The organism is Streptomyces sp. NPDC102259, assembly GCF_044766465.1.
Taxonomy (GTDB): Bacteria; Actinomycetota; Actinomycetes; order Streptomycetales; family Streptomycetaceae; genus Streptomyces.
On the sequence record NZ_JBIWMA010000001.1, the window covers coordinates 1 to 20,910 of the forward strand.

Here is a 20,910-nt window from a genome sequence, read left to right on the forward strand (position 1 = left end):
GTCGTCCAGCCGCTTCCGGCCCCGCAGGGACACCGGCAGCAGCGGTCCGACGAACTCCCACTCGGCATCGGACAGTTCATGGCGACGTATCACCCGACCATGATCCACCACTCAAGATCTTTTGAAGACACGGCCTAGGGCCTGTCGTTCGGATCAGGTCGGCCTGACGCGCGGCATGATCCAAACGACAGGCCCTGGTCCCGGCGCCGTCTCCGCCCGCCGGTTACCGTTTCCGTCAGGTGCACGCACAACTCACCCCGACGGAGATGGTGTTGACGCAACGCTCGCACGTACGGCGGCCCACGCTCGAAGACGTCGCCCGGCAGTCGGGGGTCTCGAAGTCGACCGTGTCCCGGGTGATCAACGGGGAGGCCCGGGTACGGGCGGAGGTCGTCGACCGGGTCCGTCAGGTGATTTCCGAGCTCGGGTACGTCCCCAACCAGGGGGCCCGGCAACTCGTCACCCACCGCACGAACGCCGTCGCCGTGGTCGCCGCCCAGCCCGAGAACCGGCTCTTCATCGACCCCTTCTTCGACCTCCTCCTGCGCGGCGTGCGCCGCGAACTCGCGCTCCACGGCGCCCAGGCCGTCCTGCTGTTCCTGGAGGACCCCGACGACTACCCGCGCGTGGCCGACTACCTCGGCGGCGGCCACGTCGACGGCGCGATCCTGTTCTCCCTGCGCCCCGGCGACCGGCTGGCCGAGATGATCGACCGGCTCGGTCTCCCGGCCGTGTTCGGCGGCCGCCCGCTGCTGCGCGACGGCGACCCCGTACGGCCCGGCCAGGCCCATGTCGACGGCGACAACCGGGGCGGCGCCCGGCTGGCCGTCCAGCACCTGGTCTCCGTCGGGCGCCGGCGGATCGCGACCGTCGCCGGGCCCTACGACCAGGAGAACTCCGCCGCGGACCGGCTGGCCGGGTACCGGGACGTCCTGCGCGACGCCGGGCCGCACCTCGTCGAGCGGGCCGACTACACCCGGCAGGGCGGCGCCGACGCGATGGCGGCGCTGCTGGACCGCGCCCCCGACCTCGACGCCGTGTTCGTCGCCTCCGACCTCATGGCCTCGGGCGCCCTGCAGACGCTGCGCGAGCGCGGACGCAGGGTCCCCGAGGACGTGGCCGTCGTCGGCTTCGACGACCTCACCTCCATCGCCGAGACGACCGAGCCGCCGCTCACCACCGTCCACCAGGACATCGAGGAGATGGGCCGGCTGATGGCCCGGCTGCTGTTCGCCCGGGAAGACGCGCCGGACACGTCACCCGACGGCTCACCGGACGGCTCGCCCGGCGGCTCACCGGACGGCCCCTCGGTGATCGTCCCCACCCGCCTGGTGCGCCGCGCGTCGGCCTGACGGCGCGGTGACATCTCACTCACCGGCCCCATACCGTCCGCGATGTGGGATCACCTTCCGGAAGCCGGACCGGGAATCGATACGATGAGCCCATGGTTTTGAACGACGTGAGCGAGAAGACGCCGGGCGCACTGCTCGTGGCGCGGCTGCACGTCGACCTGTGCAGGCTCGCCAGCGCCATCTGTTGACGCACCACCCGCCGCCGTACGGCCGTGAGCCGACGGGGGCACCACCCGCGCGAGCGCAGCCGAGCGTGGGGAGCCACACGCATGAACCGCGCTGCCCACACCTTCCGACAGGAGCCCTGAGCCATGGCCATCGAGGTCCGCATCCCCACCATCCTCCGCCAGTACACCGACGGTCAGAAGGCGGTGGAGGGCAGCGGTGACACCCTCGCCGACCTGTTCACCGACCTCGAGACCCGGCACGCGGGCATCCACGCCCGCATCGTGGACGACGGAAAGCTGCGCCGCTTCGTCAACGTCTACCTGAACGACGAGGACGTCCGCTTCGTCGACGGCATCGACACCAAGCTGACCGACGGCGACACCGTGACCATCCTGCCGGCCGTGGCCGGCGGCATGGCCTGATCGGCCGCCGGACCCCATGCGCTACGACTCCCCGCTGGCCGCGGTGGGCAACACCCCTCTGGTGCGCCTGCCGCGGCTCTCGCCGTCCGCCGACGTCCGCATCTGGGCGAAGCTCGAGGACCGCAACCCCACCGGCTCGGTCAAGGACCGCCCCGCCCTGCACATGGTCGAGCAGGCCGAGAAGGACGGCCGTCTCACCCCCGGCTGCACCATCCTGGAACCGACGAGCGGCAACACCGGCATCTCCCTCGCCATGGCGGCCAGACTCAAGGGCTACCGCATGGTCTGCGTGATGCCCGAGAACACCTCGCAGGAGCGCCGGGAACTGCTCGCCATGTGGGGCGCCGAGATCGTCCCCTCCCCGGCCGCGGGCGGCTCCAACACCGCGGTCCGCGTCGCCAAGGAGCTCGCCGCCGAGCACCCCGACTGGGTGATGCTCTACCAGTACGGCAACCCCGACAACGCCGGCGCCCACTACGCCACCACCGGCCCCGAGATCCTCGCTGACCTCCCGTCCATCACCCACTTCGTCGCCGGTCTCGGCACGACGGGCACGCTGATGGGCGTCGGCCGGTTCCTCCGCGAGAACAAGCCGGACGTGAAGATCGTCGCCGCCGAGCCGCGCTACGACGATCTGGTCTACGGCCTGCGCAACCTCGACGAGGGCTTCGTACCCGAGCTGTACGACGCCTCCGTCCTCACCACCCGCTTCTCGGTCGGCTCGGCGGACGCCGTGACCCGCACCCGGGAACTCCTCCAGCAGGAGGGCATCTTCGCGGGCGTCTCCACCGGGGCCGCCCTGCACGCGGCGATCGGCGTCGGCAAGAAGGCGCTGAAGGCGGGGGAGAGCGCCGACATCGCGTTCGTCGTGGCGGACGGCGGCTGGAAGTACCTGTCGACGGGCGTCTACACCGCGGCCACCACGGAGGAAGCGATCGAAACCCTTCAGGGCCAGCTCTGGGCGTAGGGTTTCAGGTAGCCAGGTGACGGACCTGGTCCCACAGGACCGGGTCCACCACACCCACCCTGCGCCGGAAGTCGCGCATCCGGATCTGGCGCAGCTCGTCCGTCTCCAGGAAGCTCGGCCGCCCCTGCGCGTCGCCCACGGCACCCGGCGGCAGCGGGATCACTCCGGCCCGCTCGTCGTGGTACTTGCTGGTGATCTTCGCGACGGTGGCGCGGTCACCGCGCACCATGAGCACCAGACACGGCCTGTCCTTCGCCCCGGGGCCGTCCTCGAAGGGCACGTCCGCCCACCAGATCTCCGCGGGCCGGGGACGGTCGGCCGAGCCGCGGCCCCGGGTCGAGCGGCCCGAAGGCCGGCCCGGCGGCCGGGTCCTGCGCCGCTGCGGTCGTCGTCCCCGCCCCCAGCCGTCCACGAGCGTCGCGACCAGCGCGAGCAGTATCACCGCCGCGAGCGCGAGCCACCAGGACGTGTCCATACGACGACGTTACCGGCGCGTGAGCGCCCTCGCGCGCCCCATCCACACTTCACATGCCCCCGGTCCAGCCGAACCGGTGACACCACAGGTGAGTTCGCCCACAACGGCCCCTGGTGGAGGAGCGACCCGGGGTTTTGCGCCTTACGCTCAACGCACCGCACGACCCCCGTCGCCCCATTTAACGATCATTCGTTCCACGATCCGTCCCCCGGACCTCACCCGGTACTTCTCGGTTTCCCGCCAGCGGAGGTTTCGCCTTCATGAAGCTCACCGTCGTCGGCTGCTCGGGGTCGTTCCCGTCCGCGGAATCGGCCTGCTCGAGCTACCTCCTCGAGGCCGACGGCTTCCGGCTGCTTCTCGACATGGGCAACGGCGCCCTGGGCGAGCTGCAGCGCCACTGCGGTCTCTACGACCTCGACGCGATCTTCCTGAGTCATCTGCACGCCGACCACTGCATCGACATGTGCGCCTACTTCGTCGCGCGCTACTACCGGCACGACGGCGGTCGCTGCGACCCCATCCCGGTCTACGGCCCGGAGGGCACGGAACACCGCCTGACCACGGCCTACGCCGACACCCCGTCGGCCTCCTCGATGAGCGAGGTCTTCGACTTCCACACGGTCAAGCCGTCCACCTTCGACATCGGCCCCTTCACCGTGCACACCGAACGCGTGGCGCACCCGGTGGAGGCGTACGGCATCCGCGTCGAACACGGCGGCAGGTCGCTGACGTACTCCGGCGACACCGGCATCAGCCCCGCGCTGGAGGAACTCGCCCGCGACACCGACCTCTTCCTGTGTGAGGCCGCCTTCACGCACGGCAAGGAGAACATCCCCGACCTGCACCTCAACGGCCGCGAAGCCGGCGAGACGGCGAGCAGGGCGGGCGCGAGGAAGCTCGTGCTGACCCACATCCCGCCGTGGACGGACCCGCGGGTCAACCTGGCGGACGCCCGCACGGTGTTCGACGGCCCGGTGGAACTGGCCGCGCCCCGCAAGACGTACGAGATCTAGACCCCGACGCACGCGAAGGCCCCCGGAGCGGTTCAGGGCTCCGGGGGCCTTCGCGTGTCCTGCGCGGGCGTGGTGCGCGCCTACGCCTTGGTGAGGTCCTCGACCTCCTCCTCGGGCTCACGGCCCGGGGTGGGGAGGTTGAACTTCGTGATGGCGAAGCGGAAGACGACGTAGTAGATCGCGCCGAACACCAGGCCGATCGGGATGATCAGCCAGGGCTTGGTGGCCAGGTTCCAGTTCAGCGCGTAGTCGATGAAGCCCGCGGAGAAGGTGAAGCCCGCGTGGACGCCGAGGGCCCAGGTGATCGCCATGGACAGGGCCGTCAGCACCGCGTGGATCGCGTAGAGCAGCGGGGCGATGAACATGAACGAGAACTCGATGGGCTCGGTGACGCCGGTGACGAAGGAGGTCAGCGCGAGCGAGATCATCATGCCCAGCACGGCCTTGCGGCGCTCGGGGCGGGCGGTGTGCGCGATGGCCAGGGCGGCGGCCGGCAGACCGAACATCATGATCGGGAAGAAGCCGGACATGAACTGACCGGCGGTCGGGTCACCGGCGAAGAAGCGGGTCAGGTCGCCGTGCACGACGGCACCGGTGGCGTCCTTGAAGTCGCCGATCTGGAACCAGGCGACGGAGTTCACGAACTGGTGCATGCCGACCGGGATCAGCGCGCGGTTGATCAGACCGAACAGGCCCGCGCCGAACGCGCCCAGACCCGTCATCCACTCGCCGAAGGCCGAGATGACCTCACCGATCGGCTCCCAGACCAGGCCGAAGAAGACACCTATGAGCGTGCCGACGAACGCCATGATGATCGGTACCAGACGGCGGCCGTTGAAGAAGCCGAGCCAGTCCACCAGCTTCGTGCGGTGGAACCGCTGCCAGACCACCGCGCCGAGCAGACCCATCACGATGCCGCCGAGGACACCGGGGTTGTTGTAGGTCGCGGCTATGTCCGCACCCGCCTGGACCTTGGCCTCGGAGACCGGGAACGCCTTGAGGACGTTGCTGTAGACCAGGAAGCCGACCAGCGCGGCCAGCGCCGTGGAGCCGTCCGACTTCTTGGCGAAGCCGATCGCCACGCCTATGCAGAAGAGCATCGGCAGGTTGTCGAAGATCGCACCGCCGGCCGTGGCGAAGACCGCCGTGACCTTGTCGGGCAGATGCAGCTTCGCCTGGACGTCCGACTGTCCGAGCCGCAGCAGCAGGCCGGCCGCCGGCAGCACGGCGATCGGGAGCTGAAGGCTGCGGCCGACCTTCTGGAGACCCTGCAACAGGCCGGACCCCCGCTTCTTCGCGGGGGCCGCCGGGGGCGCGGTGGCGGTGCTCATGGACTTCCTCCATCGGTGGTGGTCTACACCACTCAGTGGTGTAGACCATGTTGTAGCACGATGAAGGTGGCATAAGGAACCCACGATTCGCGTAATCGTGGTATTACGCAGAGCTACGCCTTCGTGACGTCCTCCCGCTCCTCCTCCGGCTCCCGCCCGGGGGTCTTCAGATCGAACCTCGTGATCGCGAAACGGAAGATCGCGTAGTAGACGACGGCGAAGCCCAGGCCGATCGGGACGATCGCCCACGGCCGCGTCGCCAGGTTCCAGTTGATGACGTAGTCGATGAGCCCGGCGGAGAAGCTGAAACCGTCGTGCACCCCCAGCCCCCACGTCACCGCCATCGACGCGCCCGTCAACACCGCGTGCACCGCGTACAGCAGGGGTGCGACGAACAGGAACGAGTACTCGATCGGCTCGGTGATACCGGTGACGAACGACGTCAACGCCACCGACAGCATCAGACCGCCGACCTCCTTGCGGCGGGACGGCCTCGCGCAGTGCGTGATGGCGAGCGCCGCCGCGGGCAGCGCGAACATCATGATCGGGAAGAAGCCGGAGGTGAACTGACCCGCGTCCGGGTCGCCCGCCAGGAACATGTTGATGTCACCGTGCACCACCGTGCCGTCCGGCTTCGTGAAACTGCCGAACTGGAACCAGATGGGCACGTTCAGGAACTGGTGCAGACCGATCACCAGCAACGCCCGGTTCGCGACACCGAAGATGCCCGCACCCCACGCGTCCAGCCCGTCCAGCCAGTCGCTGAAGCTCTCCAGGGCGTCGCCGATCGGCGGCCAGACCCACAGACACAACGCGGCGAACACGATCGCCACGAACGCCATGATGATCGGCACCAGCCGCCGCCCGTTGAAGAAGCCCAGCCAGTCCACCAGCTTCGTACGGTGGTACCGCTGCCAGAAGAACGCCGTCAGCAACCCCATGACGATCCCGCCGAACACCCCCGGATTCTGGTACGCGAAGGCGCCCACCGTGTTGTCCGTCGCCTGGCACCCGATGTTCGGGATCACCTTCGAACCCGGCCCGCAGTCCTCCGGGAACTGCCGCAACACGTTGTAGTAGACGAGGAATCCCGCCACCGCCGCCAGCGCCGTCGAACCGTCCGACTTCTTCGCCATGCCGATGGCCACACCGATGCAGAACAGCAGGGGCAGCCCGAGGGAACCGTCGAGCAACGCCGCGCCCGCACCCGCCATCACCTTCGCCACGTTCGTCCAGCCGAGCCCGTCGTCCCCGAACACATCAGGCTGGCCGAGCCGGTTGAGGATGCCCGCGGCCGGCAGGACCGCGATCGGCAGCTGAAGACTGCGCCCCATTTTCTGCAGACCCTGGAACGCGGTGTGCCAGCGCCGACGTGCGGGGCTGATCTCGGTCTCGGCGCTCTCGGCACTCATCGTTTGGCGACCGCCTGTCAGGTGGTGTAGACCAGCTACGGACGATGGGCATTGTTCGATCGGGTTGCTGCGACGTCATCCCTGACGTCATCCTTCGGCACACCCGGCACAATCGCTCGCAAAGTTGGGCCAACTGTGGGTTACTGCGACAAAGCGGTTCACATCGCGGTTCGCATCAGGGAATTCAGGGAGACGGAACATGGCCACCAAGGCTGAGAAGATCGTCGCCGGACTCGGCGGCCTCGACAACATCGAAGAGATCGAAGGCTGCATCACCCGGCTGCGCACCGAGGTCAACGACGCCTCGCTCGTCGACGAAGCCGCCCTGAAGGCCGCCGGCGCCCACGGCGTCGTCAAGATGGGAACCGCCATCCAGGTCGTCATCGGCACGGACGCCGACCCCATCGCCGCGGAGATCGAAGACATGATGTGAGCCTTCGCGCTCACCCTTGAGGGGCTCCTCCCACCACCGCGGGAGGGGCCCTTCCGCAGGTGCGGCTAGGCTCAGCGCCATGTCTCGAATCGACGGCCGCACCCCCGAACAGCTCCGCCCCGTCACCATCGAACGCGGCTGGAGCAAGCACGCCGAGGGCTCCGTCCTCGTCTCCTTCGGCGACACGAAGGTCTTCTGCACCGCCTCCGTCACCGAAGGCGTCCCCCGCTGGCGCAAGGGCAGCGGCGAGGGCTGGGTCACCGCGGAGTACTCCATGCTTCCCCGCGCCACCAACACCCGCGGCGACCGCGAGTCCGTCCGCGGCAAGATCGGCGGCCGCACCCACGAGATCTCCCGCCTCATCGGCCGCTCCCTGCGCGCGGTGATCGACTACAAGGCGCTGGGCGAGAACACCATCGTCCTCGACTGCGACGTCCTCCAGGCCGACGGAGGCACGCGTACGGCGGCCATCACCGGCGCGTACGTCGCGTTGGCGGACGCCATCACGTGGGCCCAGGGCAAGAAGCTCATCAAGGCCGGCCGCCAGCCCCTGACGGGAACGGTCTCCGCGGTCTCCGTCGGCATCGTGGGCGGGGTCCCGCTCCTGGACCTCCGCTACGAGGAGGACGTCCGCGCCGAGACCGACATGAACGTCGTCTGCACCGGCGACGGCCGCTTCGTCGAGGTCCAGGGCACCGCCGAGGCCGAGCCGTTCGCCCGCGAGGAACTCAACTCCCTGCTGGACCTGGCCGTTCTGGGCTGCACGGAACTGACTGTCCTCCAGCGCACGGCACTTGATACGGTCCTGGAAAAGTAAAGAGCACCCCAAGCGGGACGACGGGCGGGAGCAACCACCCCGCCCGTCATGGCGTCTTGGGCGGTACATACGTCAACGGGGGCCTCCTGGGCCTGACAAGGGGAGGAACCACTTATGTCCACGGCCGCGAGCCGACGCCCGCAGCGGCGTCGTCGTACCGCCATAGCCGCCACCACGGCGGCCGTCGCCCTCACCCTGGGGCTGACGGTGACCGGCTGCGACGCAGTCAACAAGGCCCTGGACTGCGTCCAGACCGCCGACTCCATCGCCGACAGCGTCACCGACCTCCAGCAGGCCGTGGAGAACGCCGCGAACGACCCCACGCAGACGGAGGAGTCGCTGACCTCCATCGAGAACAACCTCGACAAGATAGGCGACAAGACGGACAACACCGACGTCAACAAGGCGGTCGACGACCTCCAGACAGCCGTCGCCAACGTCCGTACGGCCGTGAAGAACGGCGACGACACCCCCGACCTCAGCCCCGTCACCGACGCGGCGGGCGAACTGACCAAGGTCTGCACCCCGTAGGGCCGGGACGGCCGAGGCGGCCGGGATACTGGTGGACATGACCCGCCTGATCCTCGCCACCCGCAACGCCGGAAAGATCACCGAACTGAGGTCGATCCTCGCCGACGCAGGCCTGCCCCACGACCTCGTCGGCGCGGACGCCTACCCCGACATCCCCGACGTCAGGGAGACCGGCGTCACCTTCGCCGAGAACGCGCTGCTCAAGGCCCACGCCCTGGCCCGGGCCACGGGCCACCCGGCGGTCGCCGACGACTCCGGCCTCTGCGTCGACGTCCTGAACGGCGCCCCGGGCATCTTCTCCGCCCGCTGGGCGGGCAAGCACGGCGACGACCGGGCCAACCTGGACCTGCTCCTGGCCCAACTCTCGGACATCGCCGACGAACACCGAGGCGCCCACTTCGCCTGCGCGGCGGCCCTGGCCCTCCCGGACGGCACGGAACGCGTCGTCGAGGGCCGGCTGAGGGGAGTCCTGAGGCATTCCCCCACGGGCGCCAACGGCTTCGGCTACGACCCGATCCTCCAGCCGGACGGCGAGTCACGCACCTGCGCGGAACTGACGCCGCCCGAGAAGAACGCGATCAGCCACCGGGGGAAGGCCTTCCGAGGTCTGGTACCGGTGGTGCGGGAACTGCTGGGCTGAGAAGGGCACGGAAACGGCCTGTGATCGATCCTTCGATTCACAGGCCGTTCATGTGCGGCGGAAGGGATTCGAACCCTCAAGCCCGATCAAGGGCCACAGATCCTAAGTCTGCTGTGTCGCCATTGCACCACCGCCGCCGGTCGCCTGTCATCGTACCGGCAGTCGCTCGGCGCGTTCCGCCTAGATGTCGAGGTCCTTGATGATCTTTGCTACGTGGCCGGTCGCGCGGACGTTGTACAGGGCTCGTTCGACCTTGCCGGACTCGTCGACCACGATCGTGGAGCGGATGACGCCCATGTAGGTCTTGCCGTAGTTCTTCTTCTCGCCGTACGCCGCGTAGGCCTCGGTGACGGTCTTCTCGGGGTCGGCCAGGAGGGTGACCTTCAGGGACTCCTTGTCGCGGAACCTGCCCAGCTTCTCGGGGCTGTCGGGGGAGATGCCGATGACGTCGTACCCGGCGCCGGTCAGCAGTTCCAGGTTGTCCGTGAAGTCGCAGGCCTGCTTCGTGCAGCCGGGGGTAAGCGCGGCCGGGTAGAAGTAGACGATGACCTTGCGGCCCTTGTGGTCCGACAGGGACACCTGGTTGCCGTCGGCGTCGGGGAGGGTGAAGGCCGGGGCCACGTCCCCGGGCTGGAGTCGCTCGCTCATCGGGCCAGCGTAACCGGGGGTCCTGACAGTGCGGCGGCGGGCAGAGCTGACACACTGTCCAGAACAAGACACAGCTGACTTCGGAGGCCTTACCGTGGCGGAGACGTCGGACACCAGAACCCCGGCGCAGATCGAGGCGGACATCAGGGCCCGCCGCGAGGTGCTGGCGGAGACGCTGGACGAGATCGGGGTGCGGGTGCACCCGAAGACCATCGTCGGGGACGCCAAGGCCAAGGTCGTCGCCAACGTCGATCACACGCTCGGGAGGGCCTACGTCCAGGTCAACCGCGCCGTGAGCGAGGTGCGGGCGCAGTTCGTGGACGAGGAGGGCGCGCCCCGGCTGGAGCGGGTCGTGCCGGTGGCGCTCGTGGTCGTCGGCGTCGTGGGGCTGCTCACGTTCAGCGGGCTGCGCCGCAAGCGCTGACCGCCGTGCCTCCCCGGGTGTTCCCCGGGGCCCACTCGCGTACGGATCCGCTTCGGGCAGGTAGGTTCAGTGGTGTGAGCGCCAAGAGAGACGACCTGAGTACCACGCACGACAAGCTGCCCATCCGGATGCTGCACGACCGTGTGCTCGTGAAGCAGGAGACCGGCGAGGGTGAGCGGCGTTCGGGTGGTGGCATTCTCATTCCCGCCACCGCGGCCGTCGGTCGTCGGCTGGCCTGGGCGGCGGTCGTCGCGGTGGGGCAGAACGTGCGGACCGTGGAGCCGGGGGACCGGGTGCTGTACGACCCCGAGGACCGTGCGGAGGTCGAGGTGCGGGGTGTCGCGTACGTGCTGATGCGGGAGCGCGATCTGCATGCCGTGGCGGCCGACCGGTTCGAGGGGTCGGAGGACTCGACCGGCCTGTACCTCTGATTTGGTTGGCAGGAAGGGCTGGTGACCATGGTCACCAGCCCTTTTGTCGTTTCTTTGCTACGTTGGGAAGGAGCCCGACGAGACGCGCCGTACCGGGACGCAGGAAAAGACGACGCACCGCCGTCAGTCGGTTCGCGTCTCGGAGGTGTCCCTCATGGCCTGGGTTCTGCTCGTCGTCGCCGGTCTGCTGGAAGTCGGCTGGTCGGTCGGGATGAAGTACACGGACGGGTTCACCCGGCTCGTCCCGAGTCTGTTCACCGGCGCCGGCATCGTCGCCAGCATGCTGCTGCTGTCGTACGCCGCCCGATCCCTCCCCATCGGTACCGCCTACGGCGTGTGGGTCGGGATCGGGGCGGCCGGGGCCGCGGTGGTCGGCATGGTGGTGCTGGGGGAGCCGGCGACCGCCGCCCGGATCTTCTTCGTGTGTCTGCTGCTGGTCGCCGTGGTGGGGCTCAAGGCGACCAGCGGTCACTGAGGGACGTCAGTCCCAGCCGGTGGCCGTGAGCTGGGGTCCGGTCGTGGTGCCCGTCGTGTTGCCGGTGTCTCCGGTCCCTCCGTCGGTGGTGCCGGTGGACGTGTTGCCGTCGGTGGTGCCCGAACTGGTGCCCGAGGACGTCCCGTTGGTCGTCGTCCCGCCGTCGGTGGTGCCGGTCGACGTCCCGCCGTCGGTGGTGCCGCCCTGGGTGGTGCTGCCGGAGGTGGCGCCGGTCGACGTGGTGCCGGTGGTCGTGTTGCCGCCCGTCTGCCCCTGGGTCTGGCCCTGCGTCCGGCCCTTGGTGGCGTCGGAGCTCGGCGTGCCGCTGTCGCTCTCGTCGTCGCTGGGCTCGTCCTCGGAGGGCGGGGACGAGGGGTAGACCGAGTCCTCGCCGCCCTCCTGGATCTGGAGGTTGAAGTCCGAGGCCGGGGTGCCCTTGAGGGCGTTCCTGGTGAACTGGGCCCAGATCTCGGTGGGCGCGCCGCCGCCGTTGATGCGGGGCAGGCCCATCGCGCCCTTGAGGGACTTGTGGGCGGCGGTCTCCGGGTCCTGACCCATGACCGCGACGACGGTGGCCAGGTCGGGGGTGTAGCCGGCGAACCAGGCCGCGGTGTCCTCCTCGGCGGTGCCGGTCTTGCCGGCGGCGGGGCGGCCGGCGGCGAGGGCCGCGGTGGCGGTGCCGTTCTGGACGACGCTGCGCAGGACCGAGGTGGTGGTGTCGGCGGCCTCGCGGCTGACGACCTGGGAGGCCTTCTGCTCGGGCAGGTCCACCACGTCGGAGCCGTCCTTGGTGACCTTCTCGATCAGGGTGTACGTGCCGTGCTTGCCGTGGTTGGCGAGGGTGGCGTAGGCCTCCGCCATGTCCAGGACGCTGGCGGTGGCCGTGCCCAGCGCGATGGAGGGGTAGGGCTGGAGGTCGGGGGTGTCGGTGGGCAGGCCGAGCTCGATCGCGGTCTGCTTGACCTTCGCGGGGCCGACGTCGACGGCCATCTGCGCGTACACCGAGTTGACCGACTTGTCGGTGGCGGTGCGCACGTTGATGTCGCCGTAGTTGACGTAGTCCTCGTTCTCGGGGGCGTAGGTGCCGCCGCTCCAGCCCTGGATGGGCCGCTTGTTGGTGCCGTCGTAGACCGTGTTGGGCGTGATCTGGCGGCCGTCCTGGGTCTCGGAGTCGTTCTCGACGGCCGAGGTGAAGACGAACGGCTTGAAGGTGGAGCCGACCTGGAAGTCCTCGCGGGTGGCGTTGTTGGTGTACTGCTTGATGTAGTCGATGCCGCCGTAGAGGGCGAGGACCTTGCCGGTCTTGGGTTCGACGGCGGCGCCGCCCGCGCGGACGTAGCCGTCGACCTTGCGGTCCTTCTTGTCGAGCTTCTTGATCAGCTTGTCGTTGACGGCGTCGACGAAGGCGGTCTGCTTCTTCTTCTCGATCGTCGTGGTGATGCGGTAGCCGCCGGCCTCCAGCTCGTCGGAGGTGACGATCTTGTTGTTCTTCAGGTAGTCCTTGATCGCGTTGACGAGGTAGCCGCGCTGCCCGGACATGCCGGTGTCGGCGCCCGAGGTCTCCTTGACCGCGGGGAACTTCATGCCCGTGCGCGCGGACTCGCTGAGCCAGCCCTTGGTGACCATGCCGTCGAGGACGTAGTTCCAGCGGGCCTCGGCGGCGGCCTTGTTCTCGGGGTGGGCGATGATGTCGTACTCGCTGGGCGCGTTGACCAGGGCGGCGAGGTAGGCGCCCTGGGCGGGGGTGAGCTTGGTGGCGTCGACGCCGTAGTAGGCCTTGGCGGCGGCCTGGATGCCGTAGGCGTTGCGGCCGAAGTAGCTGGTGTTGAGGTAGCCCTCGAGGATGGCGTCCTTGGACTTCTCGCGGTCCAGCTTGATCGAGATGAAGAACTCCTTCACCTTGCGGGTGGCGGTCTGCTCCTGCGCGAGGTAGTAGTTCTTCACGTACTGCTGGGTGATCGTGGAGCCGGACTGCTTGCCCTTGCCGGTGGCGGTGTTCCAGCCGGCCCGCAGCATCGCCTTGGGGTCGATGGCGGACTCGGTGTAGAAGTCGCGGTCCTCGGCGGCGAGGATGGCGTGCTGGGCGTCCTTGGAGATCTGGGCGAGGGTGACGTTCTCGCGGTTGACGGTGCCGTCGCGGGCGATCTCGGTGCCGTCGGCGTAGAGGTAGACGTTGGACTGCTTGGTGGCGAGCGCGTTGGCCGGCGGGATCTCGACCATGGAGTAGCCGAGGAAGAAGAGTCCGCCGAGCACCAGGACGCCGAGGACGAACGTGCCGAGCACCATCCGCCAGGTGGGCAGGAGGCGGCGCCAGCCGGTGCGCTTGGGTCGCTTCATCTTCTTGCCTTCCTTGCCACTTCCCCCGTCACCCGCCTCGGGTGCTCCGGGCGCCGAGCCCTCGGTGGGCTGCTGCGGCTGTGGCTCGTCACTCATGTGTTGCTGGACTCCTGTTTCGCGTCGTACGTTCCGTACGCCTCGTAAGCCTCGTACGCCTTCTGCGTCCCCTGTTGAAGACTCTCGCACCCAGCGTTCCGTTCCCGACAATCGGCGCGCGTTGGGTCACACGTCGTGCCCGGAAAACGCGTGGCACGCGACGGCGGCGGCGCACTAGGCTCCTGCGCTTCGGTGTCGAAGCGGGCGCCAAGGGTGACTAGCGGGCGAGGAGGACGGTTGCCTTGGGATCGGCGCGTTTGTACGCGGCCGTCGCGGCGGGGGGTTTCAGAAGGTACGCGACCTATCGGGTGGCCACGGCCGCGGGGGTGTTCACCAACACCGTTTTCGGCCTGATCCTCGTCTACGCGTATCTGGCGTTGTGGGACGAGCGGCCGCACCTCGGGGGCTATGACCAGGCGCAGGCGGTCACCTATGTGTGGCTGGGGCAGGCGCTGTTCGCGACGCTGGCGATCCAGGGCGGCGGGTTCGAGATCGAGTTGATGGAGCGGATCCGCACGGGTGAGATCGCCATCGACCTGTACCGGCCGGCCGATCTCCAGGCGTGGTGGCTGGCGGCCGATCTGGGGCGGGCGTTGTTCCAGCTGCTGGGCCGCGGGGTGCTGCCGTTCGTCTTCGGGTCGCTGTTCTTTCCCACCGCGCTGCCCCACGATCCGGTGATCTGGCTGGCCTTCGCGGTGACGATCGCGTTGGCGATGGTGGTCGGTTACGGGATCCGGTTCCTGGTGGCGTTGAGCGGGTTCTGGCTGATGGACGGCACGGGCGCGGTGCAGGTGCTGATGGTCACCGGGATGTTCTTCTCGGGGATGGCGCTGCCGCTCAACGCGTTTCCCCAGCCGCTCGGTGACATCGTGACGCTGCTGCCGTGGTCGGCGTTGCTGCAGATGCCCGCCGACGTGCTGATGGGGCGGACCGATCCGCTGCCCGCGTTCGCCTTCCAGGCGGGTTGGGCGGTGGTGCTGTTGGCGGTGGGTCGGCTGGTGCAGGGGGCGGCGACGCGGCGGGTGGTGGTGCAGGGTGGGTGAGGGCGGCCGGCTGGCGGAGGGGCTGCGGGCCTATCGGCTGATCGCCGGGATGTGGATCCGTTCGACGCTGGCCTACCGGGTGTCGTTCGTGCTGACCGTGGTCGGTGGCCTGCTGGTGACCGGGCTGGACTTTGTCGCGATCCTGCTGATGTTCTCGCAGGTGGACGTGCTCGGCGGTTACACGCTGCCGGAGATCGCGTTTCTGTACGGGCTGTCGGCGATGTCGTTCGGGCTCGCGGACCTGTCGATCGGCTCGGCGGGCCGGCTGGGCACGCGGGTGCGGGACGGCACGCTCGACACGCTGCTGGTGCGGCCGGCGCCGGTGCTGGCCCAGGTCGCCGCGGACCGGTTCGCGCTGCGGCGGGTCGCCCGGCTGATCCAGGGCGCGCTGGTGCTGGGCTACGCGTGTGTCGCGCTGGACGTCGCCTGGACGCCGGTGAAGGTGGCGCTGGTGCCGGTGATGCTGGTGTGCGGCGGGGTGATCTTCTCGGCGGTGTTCGTGGCGGGCGCGGCGTTCCAGTTCGTGGCGCAGGACGCGTCCGAGGTGCAGGCCGCGTTCACGTACGGCGGTCAGACGCTGTTGCAGTATCCGCCGACGGTGTTCGGCAAGGAGCTGGTGCGCGGGGTGACGTTCGTGCTGCCGCTGGCGTTCGTCAACTGGGTTCCGGCGGCGTATGTGTTGGGGCGGCCGTATCCGTTGGGGCTGCCGGAGTGGGCGGCGTTCGCTCCGCCGCTGGTGGCGGTGGCGTGCTGTGCGGCGGCGGGGCTGGCGTGGCGGGCGGGGCTGCGGACGTATCGGAGTACGGGGAGTTGAGGGTGACCGTGTCGGAGGGTGCGAGGGTGTCGGAGAGCGCGTTCATCGAGGTGGACCGGGTCGAGAAGGTCTTCGACGTACGGCGGAGGACCGGTTTCCTGAAGCGGGAGCTGCGGCGGGTGCGGGCGGTGGACTCGATCTCCTTCACCGTGGCGCGCGGTGAGATGGTCGGCTACATCGGGCCGAACGGCGCGGGGAAGTCGACGACGATCAAGATGCTGACGGGGATCCTGACGCCGAGCGGGGGCCGGCTGCGGGTCGCCGGGATCGATCCGTCCCGCGAGCGGACGCGGCTGGCGCATCGCATAGGGGTGGTGTTCGGGCAGCGTACGACGCTGTGGTGGGACCTTCCGCTGATCGACTCCTACCGGCTGATGCACCGCATGTACCGGATCCCGGACGGCCGTTACCGGGAGAACCTCGACCGGCTCGTCGAGCTCCTCGATCTGTCGTCCCTGTTGGACGTGCCGGTGCGTCAGCTGTCGCTCGGTCAGCGGATGCGCGGGGACATCGTGGCGGCCCTGCTGCACGACCCCGAGGTGCTCTACCTGGACGAGCCGACGATCGGGCTGGACGTGGTCTCCAAGGCGCGGGTGCGGGAGTTCCTGCGCGAGCTGAACACCGAGCGCGGCACGACGGTCCTGCTCACCACGCACGATCTCCAGGACATCGAGCTGCTCTGCTCCCGGGTGATGGTCATCGACCGCGGTCGTCTGGTCTACGACGGCGCGCTCGCCGGGCTGCACGAGGCGGGGGAGAGCGAGCGGACGCTGGTGGTGGACCTGGAGCGGGAGCTGCCGCCGGTCGAGGTGGGGGAGGCGGCGCGGGTGGTGAAGGTGGACGGGCCGAGGCAGTGGCTGGCGTTCCCGGCGTCGGAGTCGGCGGCTCCGCTCGTCGCCCGGATCGCGGCGGAGTACCCGCTGGTGGACCTGTCGGTGCGCGAGCCGGACATCGAGGCCGTGATCGCGAAGATGCTGTATTCGACGCCGGACGCCTTCGAACCGCCGGACCGGGAGGCGGCGCGGGAGACCGTAGTGCCGGGGGCCGGCAACTCGTAGGCTGCTGACATGACCGACGACGCAGCCCCGGGCCTGCCGGATCTCCGTGCCTCCGACGCCGATCGTGAGCGGGTCGCGGAGGTTCTGCGGGACGCCCTCGCGGAGGGCCGGCTCGACATGACGGAGTTCGAGGAGCGGCTGGAGGAGACGTACAAGGCGCGCACGTACCGGGAGTTGGCGCCGATCACCCGTGATCTGCCGGTCGCCGGGGTCGTGTCCCCGCCCGTCGTGTCGCTGCACAAGGAGCCGCTGGAGGACGGGAGTTGGGCCGGGCGGATCGTGGGCGGCGAAGGTTCGTCGACCTGGGCGGTGGCCGTGCTCTCCGGCTTCCAGCGCCGGGGCCGCTGGACGGCCCCCCGGCGGTTCAACTGCTTCGCCTTCTGGGGCGGCGGCGAGATCGACCTGCGGGAGGCGAACTTCGCCGCCGGTGAGATCGAGATCAACTGTGTCGCGATCATGGGCGGGGTGCAGATCACGGTGCCGCCGGGGGTCGAGGTCGTGGTCCGCGGGATCGGCGTGATGGGCGGCTTCGACCAGCGCGAGACCGATGCTCCCGGTGAGCCGGGCGCGCCGCGGGTGGTCGTCGGCGGGTTCGCCTTCTGGGGCGGGGTCGGCATCGAGCGCAAGAAGACGCGGGCCGCCCGGCGGCAGGAGAAGCTGGACCGCAAGGCGGCGAAGCGCGGGCTGCGTTCGTCGTCCCGGGACGACGAGGGGGAGGCCGGGGAGGCCCACCGGCGGGTGCTGGAGGGCCACAAGGACATCCTGCACGGCCATGGCCTCGGCCAGAGCCACGGTCACGGCGCAGGGGCCGCGCCCCGCGAGGAACAGCGGGAGCGCCGCCACGAGGACTGAGCCGGTGGCCTGAGCCGGTGGCCTGAGCCGGTCACGAGGGCTGGGGCCGTCGTGGGGGCGGAGGCCGTGGGCTGAGCCCGCTGCTGCGAGGGCTGGCCCCGTTGCGGCAGCAAGAGCCGCTGCCGGTGCTGAGCCCACCCCGGGTGCTGAGCCCGCCCCGGGGGCCGAGGCCGCCCTGAGGGCTGGGGCCGTCGTGCGGGTCGGCGGCTGTCACAGCCGGGCGGGCGCCGGGCCTTCCAGGTCCGTCAGGTCGACGGTCTCCGCCATCTTGCGGTAGCCCCGGTCGCTGGGGTGCAGATGGTCGCCCGAGTCGTACTCCGAGCGCAGGCTGCGCGGGTCGTACGGGTCGCGCAGGGCCTGATCGAAGTCGACGACCGCGTCGAACACCCCGTCCGCCCGGATCGCCTGGTTGACCCGCTGCCGTACGTCCTCGCGGCCGTCGCCGTAGCCGCGGTGGCCGCGGAACGGCATGAGGGTGGTGCCGACGACCCTGATGCCGTGGGCGTGGGCGCGTTCGACGAGGGTGCGCAGTCCGTTCACGATCGCCTGTGGGTCGGCGAGCCCCGGGTCGCGCAGGATGTCGTTGACGCCGAGATCGACGACGACGACCTTGACGTTCGTACGGCCTAGGACGTCCCGTTCGAAGCGGTTGACGCCGGCGGCGCCGCGCCGGGAGTCGTCGGCGAGGACCCGGTTGCCGCTGATGCCCTCGTTGACGACGCCGTAGCGGGGCGTGTCCCCGTCGGCGGCGACGCTCGCCCGCAGCCGGTCGGCGAGGACGTCGGGCCAGCGGAGGTCGGCGCCCGCGGTGGAGGTGATGCCGTCGGTGATGGAGTCGCCGAGGGCGACGACGGTGCCGTCGGCCTCGTTGCTGAGCACGTCGAGGGCGGTCAGGTAGCGCCAGGACTCGCCGGCCCCGGTGAACGCGGCGCCGCTGACGTCCTCGGTGGACTCGCCCTCGGCGACGTAGTTGGTCTGCCGGGCGTGCGGGTGGTAGGTGACCGGCCCGGCGGAGGTGGGGGAGTAGGTGCTGACCAGGACGTCGGAGTCGTGCGGGACGGCGACGGTCACGGCGTCGCTGACCGTCTGCCCGCCGGCCGGGACGACGACGGTGGTGGCGCCGCCGAAGGTGAGCCGGCGCAGCGTGTCGGGGACGGCGGCCGCGCTCCCGTCGCCGGCCGCGACGGCGAGGGTGGCGTGCGTCACGGCGAGCGGGCCGGTGCCGTAGAGGTTGGACAGCGTGACGCGGGCACTCGTCCCGCCGACGCTGGTGTGCACGACGTTGCGGACCGTGCGGCCCGCCATGCCGTCGGTCGCGGTGCCCGGCTCCCCGCTGACCGGGGAGGCCGCCCAGGTGCCGACCCAGACGCCCGTCGAGATGGGGGCGGCGCTGCCGGGGCCGGGGGCGGCGGCGCGGGTGACCGCGCGGGGGTCGAGCCCGGCGCCGTGATCGGAGGCGACGGAGACGTATATGGCGGCGGACAGGCCCACCACCAGGGCGATGATCGCCGACAGGAGGGCGCTGTGTCTGGTGGGGGACATCCCCGCACCCCCGACGTGTGGCCTGGTCATGCGGGGGTTCTCCTCGGTGAGGGGAGCGGCGCGGCTCCGGGGCACGCAGTCATGCGGGCATGCGGGCATGAGGGGTATGCAGTCATGCGGGCATGCGGGGCATGTGGTTCTGCGGTCCTGTGTTCATGCGTTCGTGCAGGAGTTCACCGTTGAGCTCCCCCACCTGACAGACGCCGGGAACTCTTGTTCCGTTCCAGGAGTCGGTCAAGTAGGGACAATATCTGCGTGCGGGACACGGGTGGCTCGGGGCGTCGACCGGAACGGATGGAGCGGATGGAACGTACGGAAGCGGAGCGGCCGGCCGGCACCAGGGCGGCGCGCACGATGACCGTCTTCAGCGCGGCCGACGAGGAGAAGCAGCGCGGTGTGCGCCGGATGAAGCTCACCGCGGCCGGGCTGCTGCTGTTCGTGGCGGTGGTGTACGTCCTCGCCGAGTGGGCCTCCCATCGGGGCGCGGGCCCCTGGGCGGGCTATGTGGCGGCCGCCGCGGAGGCGGGCATGGTCGGTGCGCTCGCCGACTGGTTCGCGGTCACGGCGCTCTTCCGCCACCCGCTCGGCCTGCCCATCCCGCACACCGCGATCATCCCGAACAAGAAGGACCAACTGGGTGTCTCGCTCGGTGAGTTCGTCGGGGAGAACTTCCTCTCCGAGGACGTCGTACGGCAGCGGCTGCGCGCGGTCGGCATCGGCACCCGGCTGGGCGCCTGGCTGGCCGACCCGGTCCACGCCGACCGGGTGACGGCCGAGCTGGCGACGGCGCTGCGGGGCGCGCTCACGGTGCTGCGCGACTCGGACGTGCAGGCGGTGGTGGGGGAGGCGATCACGCGTCGCGCGGACGCGCAGGAGATCGCGCCGGGCATCGGGAAGATGCTGGAGAGGGTCGTCGCGGACGGCGGTCACCGGCGGGCCGTGGACCTGGTGGTGACCCGGGCGTACGACTGGCTGATGCTGCACGGCGACTCGGTGATGGGCGCGGTGGAGGGCGGCGCGCCCGGCTGGACGCCCCGTTTCGTCGACAAGCGGATCGGCGAGCGCGTCTACAAGGAGCTGCTGCGGTTCTGCGCGGAGATGCGGGACATGCCGTCCCACCCGGCCCGGGGCGCCCTCGACCGGTTCCTCACCGACTTCGCCTCCGACCTCCAGTCCGACACGGACACCCGGGTGCGGGTGGAGCGGCTCAAGGGCGAGGTGCTGGGCCGGGGCGAGGTGCAGGATCTGATCGCGTCCGCCTGGACGGCCGTCCGCTCCATGATCGTCGCGGCGGCGGAGGACGAGCGCAGTGAGCTGCGGCTGCGGGTGCGGGCCTCGCTTCTGACCCTGGGGGCCCGGATGGCCACCGAGCGCAAGGTCCAGGAGAAGGTCGACAGCTGGGTCGAGGGCGTGGCGGTGCACGTGGTGACGACGTACCGGAAGGAGATCACCTCCCTGATCACCGACACGGTCGCGGGCTGGGACGCGGAGCACACGACCCGCAAGATCGAGGCCAACATCGGTCGTGACCTCCAGTTCATCCGGATCAACGGCACGGTGGTGGGTTCGCTGGCCGGGTTGCTGATCTACACGGTGGCGCGCGCGCTCGGGGCGTGAATCAGCCGGTCG

At 70.0% G+C, this 20,910-nt stretch carries 23 protein-coding genes, 1 tRNA gene and 1 riboswitch; of the genes, 17 read left to right on the plus strand and 7 right to left on the minus strand.

What is annotated here, in order from left to right; all coding sequences use genetic code 11:
* Positions 1-266: 266 nt before the first annotated feature.
* From ACIRPU_RS00005 to ACIRPU_RS00020, 4 genes are all read left to right on the plus strand, one after another.
* Positions 267-1,352, plus strand: a complete 1,086-nt coding sequence (locus tag ACIRPU_RS00005) for a LacI family DNA-binding transcriptional regulator (protein ID WP_403861507.1) — start codon at positions 267-269, stop codon at positions 1,350-1,352.
* Positions 1,353-1,444: 92 nt separating this feature from the next.
* On the plus strand, positions 1,445-1,540 hold the full coding sequence (locus ACIRPU_RS00010) for a putative leader peptide (protein WP_020132206.1): 96 nt from the start codon (positions 1,445-1,447) through the stop codon (positions 1,538-1,540).
* Positions 1,541-1,663: 123 nt separating this feature from the next.
* Positions 1,664-1,942, plus strand: coding sequence for a MoaD/ThiS family protein (locus tag ACIRPU_RS00015; protein WP_079661963.1), 279 nt, complete (start codon positions 1,664-1,666; stop codon positions 1,940-1,942).
* Positions 1,943-1,958: 16 nt separating this feature from the next.
* Entirely contained in the window at positions 1,959-2,909 is a 951-nt protein-coding gene (locus tag ACIRPU_RS00020; RefSeq protein WP_355701630.1) for a cysteine synthase, read from the plus strand.
* 4 nt (positions 2,910-2,913) lie between these two features.
* Here the strand turns inward: ACIRPU_RS00020 and ACIRPU_RS00025 are convergent, their stop codons facing one another.
* Positions 2,914-3,384, minus strand: a complete 471-nt coding sequence (locus ACIRPU_RS00025; RefSeq protein ID WP_403859504.1) for a type II toxin-antitoxin system PemK/MazF family toxin — start codon at positions 3,382-3,384, stop codon at positions 2,914-2,916.
* Between the two features lie 260 nt (positions 3,385-3,644).
* On the opposite strand from ACIRPU_RS00025, the gene ACIRPU_RS00030 reads away from it, so the two are divergent.
* Positions 3,645-4,397, plus strand: a complete 753-nt coding sequence (locus ACIRPU_RS00030) for an MBL fold metallo-hydrolase (protein ID WP_355701628.1) — start codon at positions 3,645-3,647, stop codon at positions 4,395-4,397.
* 80 nt (positions 4,398-4,477) lie between these two features.
* On the opposite strand, the gene ACIRPU_RS00035 is transcribed toward ACIRPU_RS00030, so the two are convergent.
* Positions 4,478-5,728: a PTS transporter subunit EIIC gene (locus ACIRPU_RS00035; protein WP_403859507.1), complete on the minus strand. Its 1,251-nt coding sequence runs from the start codon at positions 5,726-5,728 to the stop codon at positions 4,478-4,480.
* Between the two features lie 113 nt (positions 5,729-5,841).
* The gene (locus ACIRPU_RS00040; protein ID WP_403859510.1) at positions 5,842-7,140 is read right to left on the minus strand and encodes a PTS transporter subunit EIIC; all 1,299 of its coding nucleotides are present in this window, start codon (positions 7,138-7,140) and stop codon (positions 5,842-5,844) included.
* Positions 7,141-7,339: 199 nt separating this feature from the next.
* On the opposite strand from ACIRPU_RS00040, the gene ACIRPU_RS00045 reads away from it, so the two are divergent.
* From ACIRPU_RS00045 to rdgB, 4 genes are all read left to right on the plus strand, one after another.
* Positions 7,340-7,573: a glucose PTS transporter subunit EIIB gene (locus ACIRPU_RS00045; protein ID WP_020132213.1), complete on the plus strand. Its 234-nt coding sequence runs from the start codon at positions 7,340-7,342 to the stop codon at positions 7,571-7,573.
* A gap of 79 nt (positions 7,574-7,652) precedes the next feature.
* Positions 7,653-8,390, plus strand: a complete 738-nt coding sequence (rph, locus tag ACIRPU_RS00050) for a ribonuclease PH (RefSeq protein WP_057600392.1) — start codon at positions 7,653-7,655, stop codon at positions 8,388-8,390.
* Positions 8,391-8,504: 114 nt separating this feature from the next.
* Positions 8,505-8,921 carry a hypothetical protein gene (locus ACIRPU_RS00055; RefSeq protein WP_403859514.1) on the plus strand — a complete coding sequence of 139 codons (417 nt, stop codon included), beginning with the start codon at positions 8,505-8,507 and terminating at the stop codon, positions 8,919-8,921.
* Positions 8,922-8,958: 37 nt separating this feature from the next.
* On the plus strand, positions 8,959-9,561 hold the full coding sequence (gene rdgB / locus ACIRPU_RS00060; RefSeq protein WP_403859516.1) for an RdgB/HAM1 family non-canonical purine NTP pyrophosphatase: 603 nt from the start codon (positions 8,959-8,961) through the stop codon (positions 9,559-9,561).
* 53 nt (positions 9,562-9,614) lie between these two features.
* Here the strand turns inward: rdgB and ACIRPU_RS00065 are convergent.
* A tRNA-Leu gene (locus tag ACIRPU_RS00065) sits at positions 9,615-9,698 on the minus strand.
* A gap of 43 nt (positions 9,699-9,741) precedes the next feature.
* Positions 9,742-10,209, minus strand: coding sequence for a thioredoxin-dependent thiol peroxidase (gene bcp / locus ACIRPU_RS00070; protein ID WP_384123659.1), 468 nt, complete (start codon positions 10,207-10,209; stop codon positions 9,742-9,744).
* Between the two features lie 94 nt (positions 10,210-10,303).
* Between bcp and ACIRPU_RS00075 the strand changes: the two genes are divergently transcribed.
* The 3 genes from ACIRPU_RS00075 (at position 10,304) to ACIRPU_RS00085 (ending at position 11,539) form a co-directional block, all read left to right on the plus strand.
* Entirely contained in the window at positions 10,304-10,633 is a 330-nt protein-coding gene (locus tag ACIRPU_RS00075) for a DUF3618 domain-containing protein (protein ID WP_384123657.1), read from the plus strand.
* 128 nt (positions 10,634-10,761) lie between these two features.
* The gene (locus ACIRPU_RS00080; RefSeq protein ID WP_384123671.1) at positions 10,762-11,064 is read left to right on the plus strand and encodes a GroES family chaperonin; all 303 of its coding nucleotides are present in this window, start codon (positions 10,762-10,764) and stop codon (positions 11,062-11,064) included.
* A gap of 46 nt (positions 11,065-11,110) precedes the next feature.
* Positions 11,111-11,183: riboswitch (guanidine-III (ykkC-III) riboswitch) on the plus strand.
* Positions 11,184-11,218: 35 nt separating this feature from the next.
* Entirely contained in the window at positions 11,219-11,539 is a 321-nt protein-coding gene (locus tag ACIRPU_RS00085) for a multidrug efflux SMR transporter (RefSeq protein ID WP_015660107.1), read from the plus strand.
* Between the two features lie 6 nt (positions 11,540-11,545).
* Here the strand turns inward: ACIRPU_RS00085 and ACIRPU_RS00090 are convergent, their stop codons facing one another.
* Positions 11,546-13,972 carry a transglycosylase domain-containing protein gene (locus ACIRPU_RS00090; RefSeq protein WP_403859521.1) on the minus strand — a complete coding sequence of 809 codons (2,427 nt, stop codon included), beginning with the start codon at positions 13,970-13,972 and terminating at the stop codon, positions 11,546-11,548.
* Positions 13,973-14,214: 242 nt separating this feature from the next.
* Here ACIRPU_RS00090 and ACIRPU_RS00095 point away from each other — a divergent pair, with 242 nt between their 5' ends.
* From ACIRPU_RS00095 to ACIRPU_RS00110, 4 genes are read left to right on the plus strand one after another with little or no spacing between them, the layout of a single operon-like run.
* On the plus strand, positions 14,215-15,015 hold the full coding sequence (locus tag ACIRPU_RS00095; RefSeq protein ID WP_355701620.1) for an ABC-2 family transporter protein: 801 nt from the start codon (positions 14,215-14,217) through the stop codon (positions 15,013-15,015).
* Positions 15,016-15,064: 49 nt separating this feature from the next.
* Positions 15,065-15,829 carry an ABC transporter permease gene (locus ACIRPU_RS00100; RefSeq protein ID WP_403861510.1) on the plus strand — a complete coding sequence of 255 codons (765 nt, stop codon included), beginning with the start codon at positions 15,065-15,067 and terminating at the stop codon, positions 15,827-15,829.
* 2 nt (positions 15,830-15,831) lie between these two features.
* Positions 15,832-16,887: an ATP-binding cassette domain-containing protein gene (locus tag ACIRPU_RS00105; RefSeq protein ID WP_403859524.1), complete on the plus strand. Its 1,056-nt coding sequence runs from the start codon at positions 15,832-15,834 to the stop codon at positions 16,885-16,887.
* Between the two features lie 9 nt (positions 16,888-16,896).
* Entirely contained in the window at positions 16,897-17,739 is an 843-nt protein-coding gene (locus ACIRPU_RS00110; RefSeq protein ID WP_403859527.1) for a DUF1707 domain-containing protein, read from the plus strand.
* A 210-nt stretch (positions 17,740-17,949) separates the two neighbouring features.
* Here ACIRPU_RS00110 and ACIRPU_RS00115 read toward each other — a convergent pair whose 3' ends face one another.
* Complete coding sequence (locus tag ACIRPU_RS00115) at positions 17,950-19,311, minus strand: SGNH/GDSL hydrolase family protein (protein WP_403859530.1); 1,362 nt, start codon at positions 19,309-19,311, stop codon at positions 17,950-17,952.
* 264 nt (positions 19,312-19,575) lie between these two features.
* On the opposite strand from ACIRPU_RS00115, the gene ACIRPU_RS00120 reads away from it, so the two are divergent.
* The gene (locus ACIRPU_RS00120; protein ID WP_403861513.1) at positions 19,576-20,898 is read left to right on the plus strand and encodes a DUF445 domain-containing protein; all 1,323 of its coding nucleotides are present in this window, start codon (positions 19,576-19,578) and stop codon (positions 20,896-20,898) included.
* Positions 20,899-20,910 lie beyond the last annotated feature (12 nt).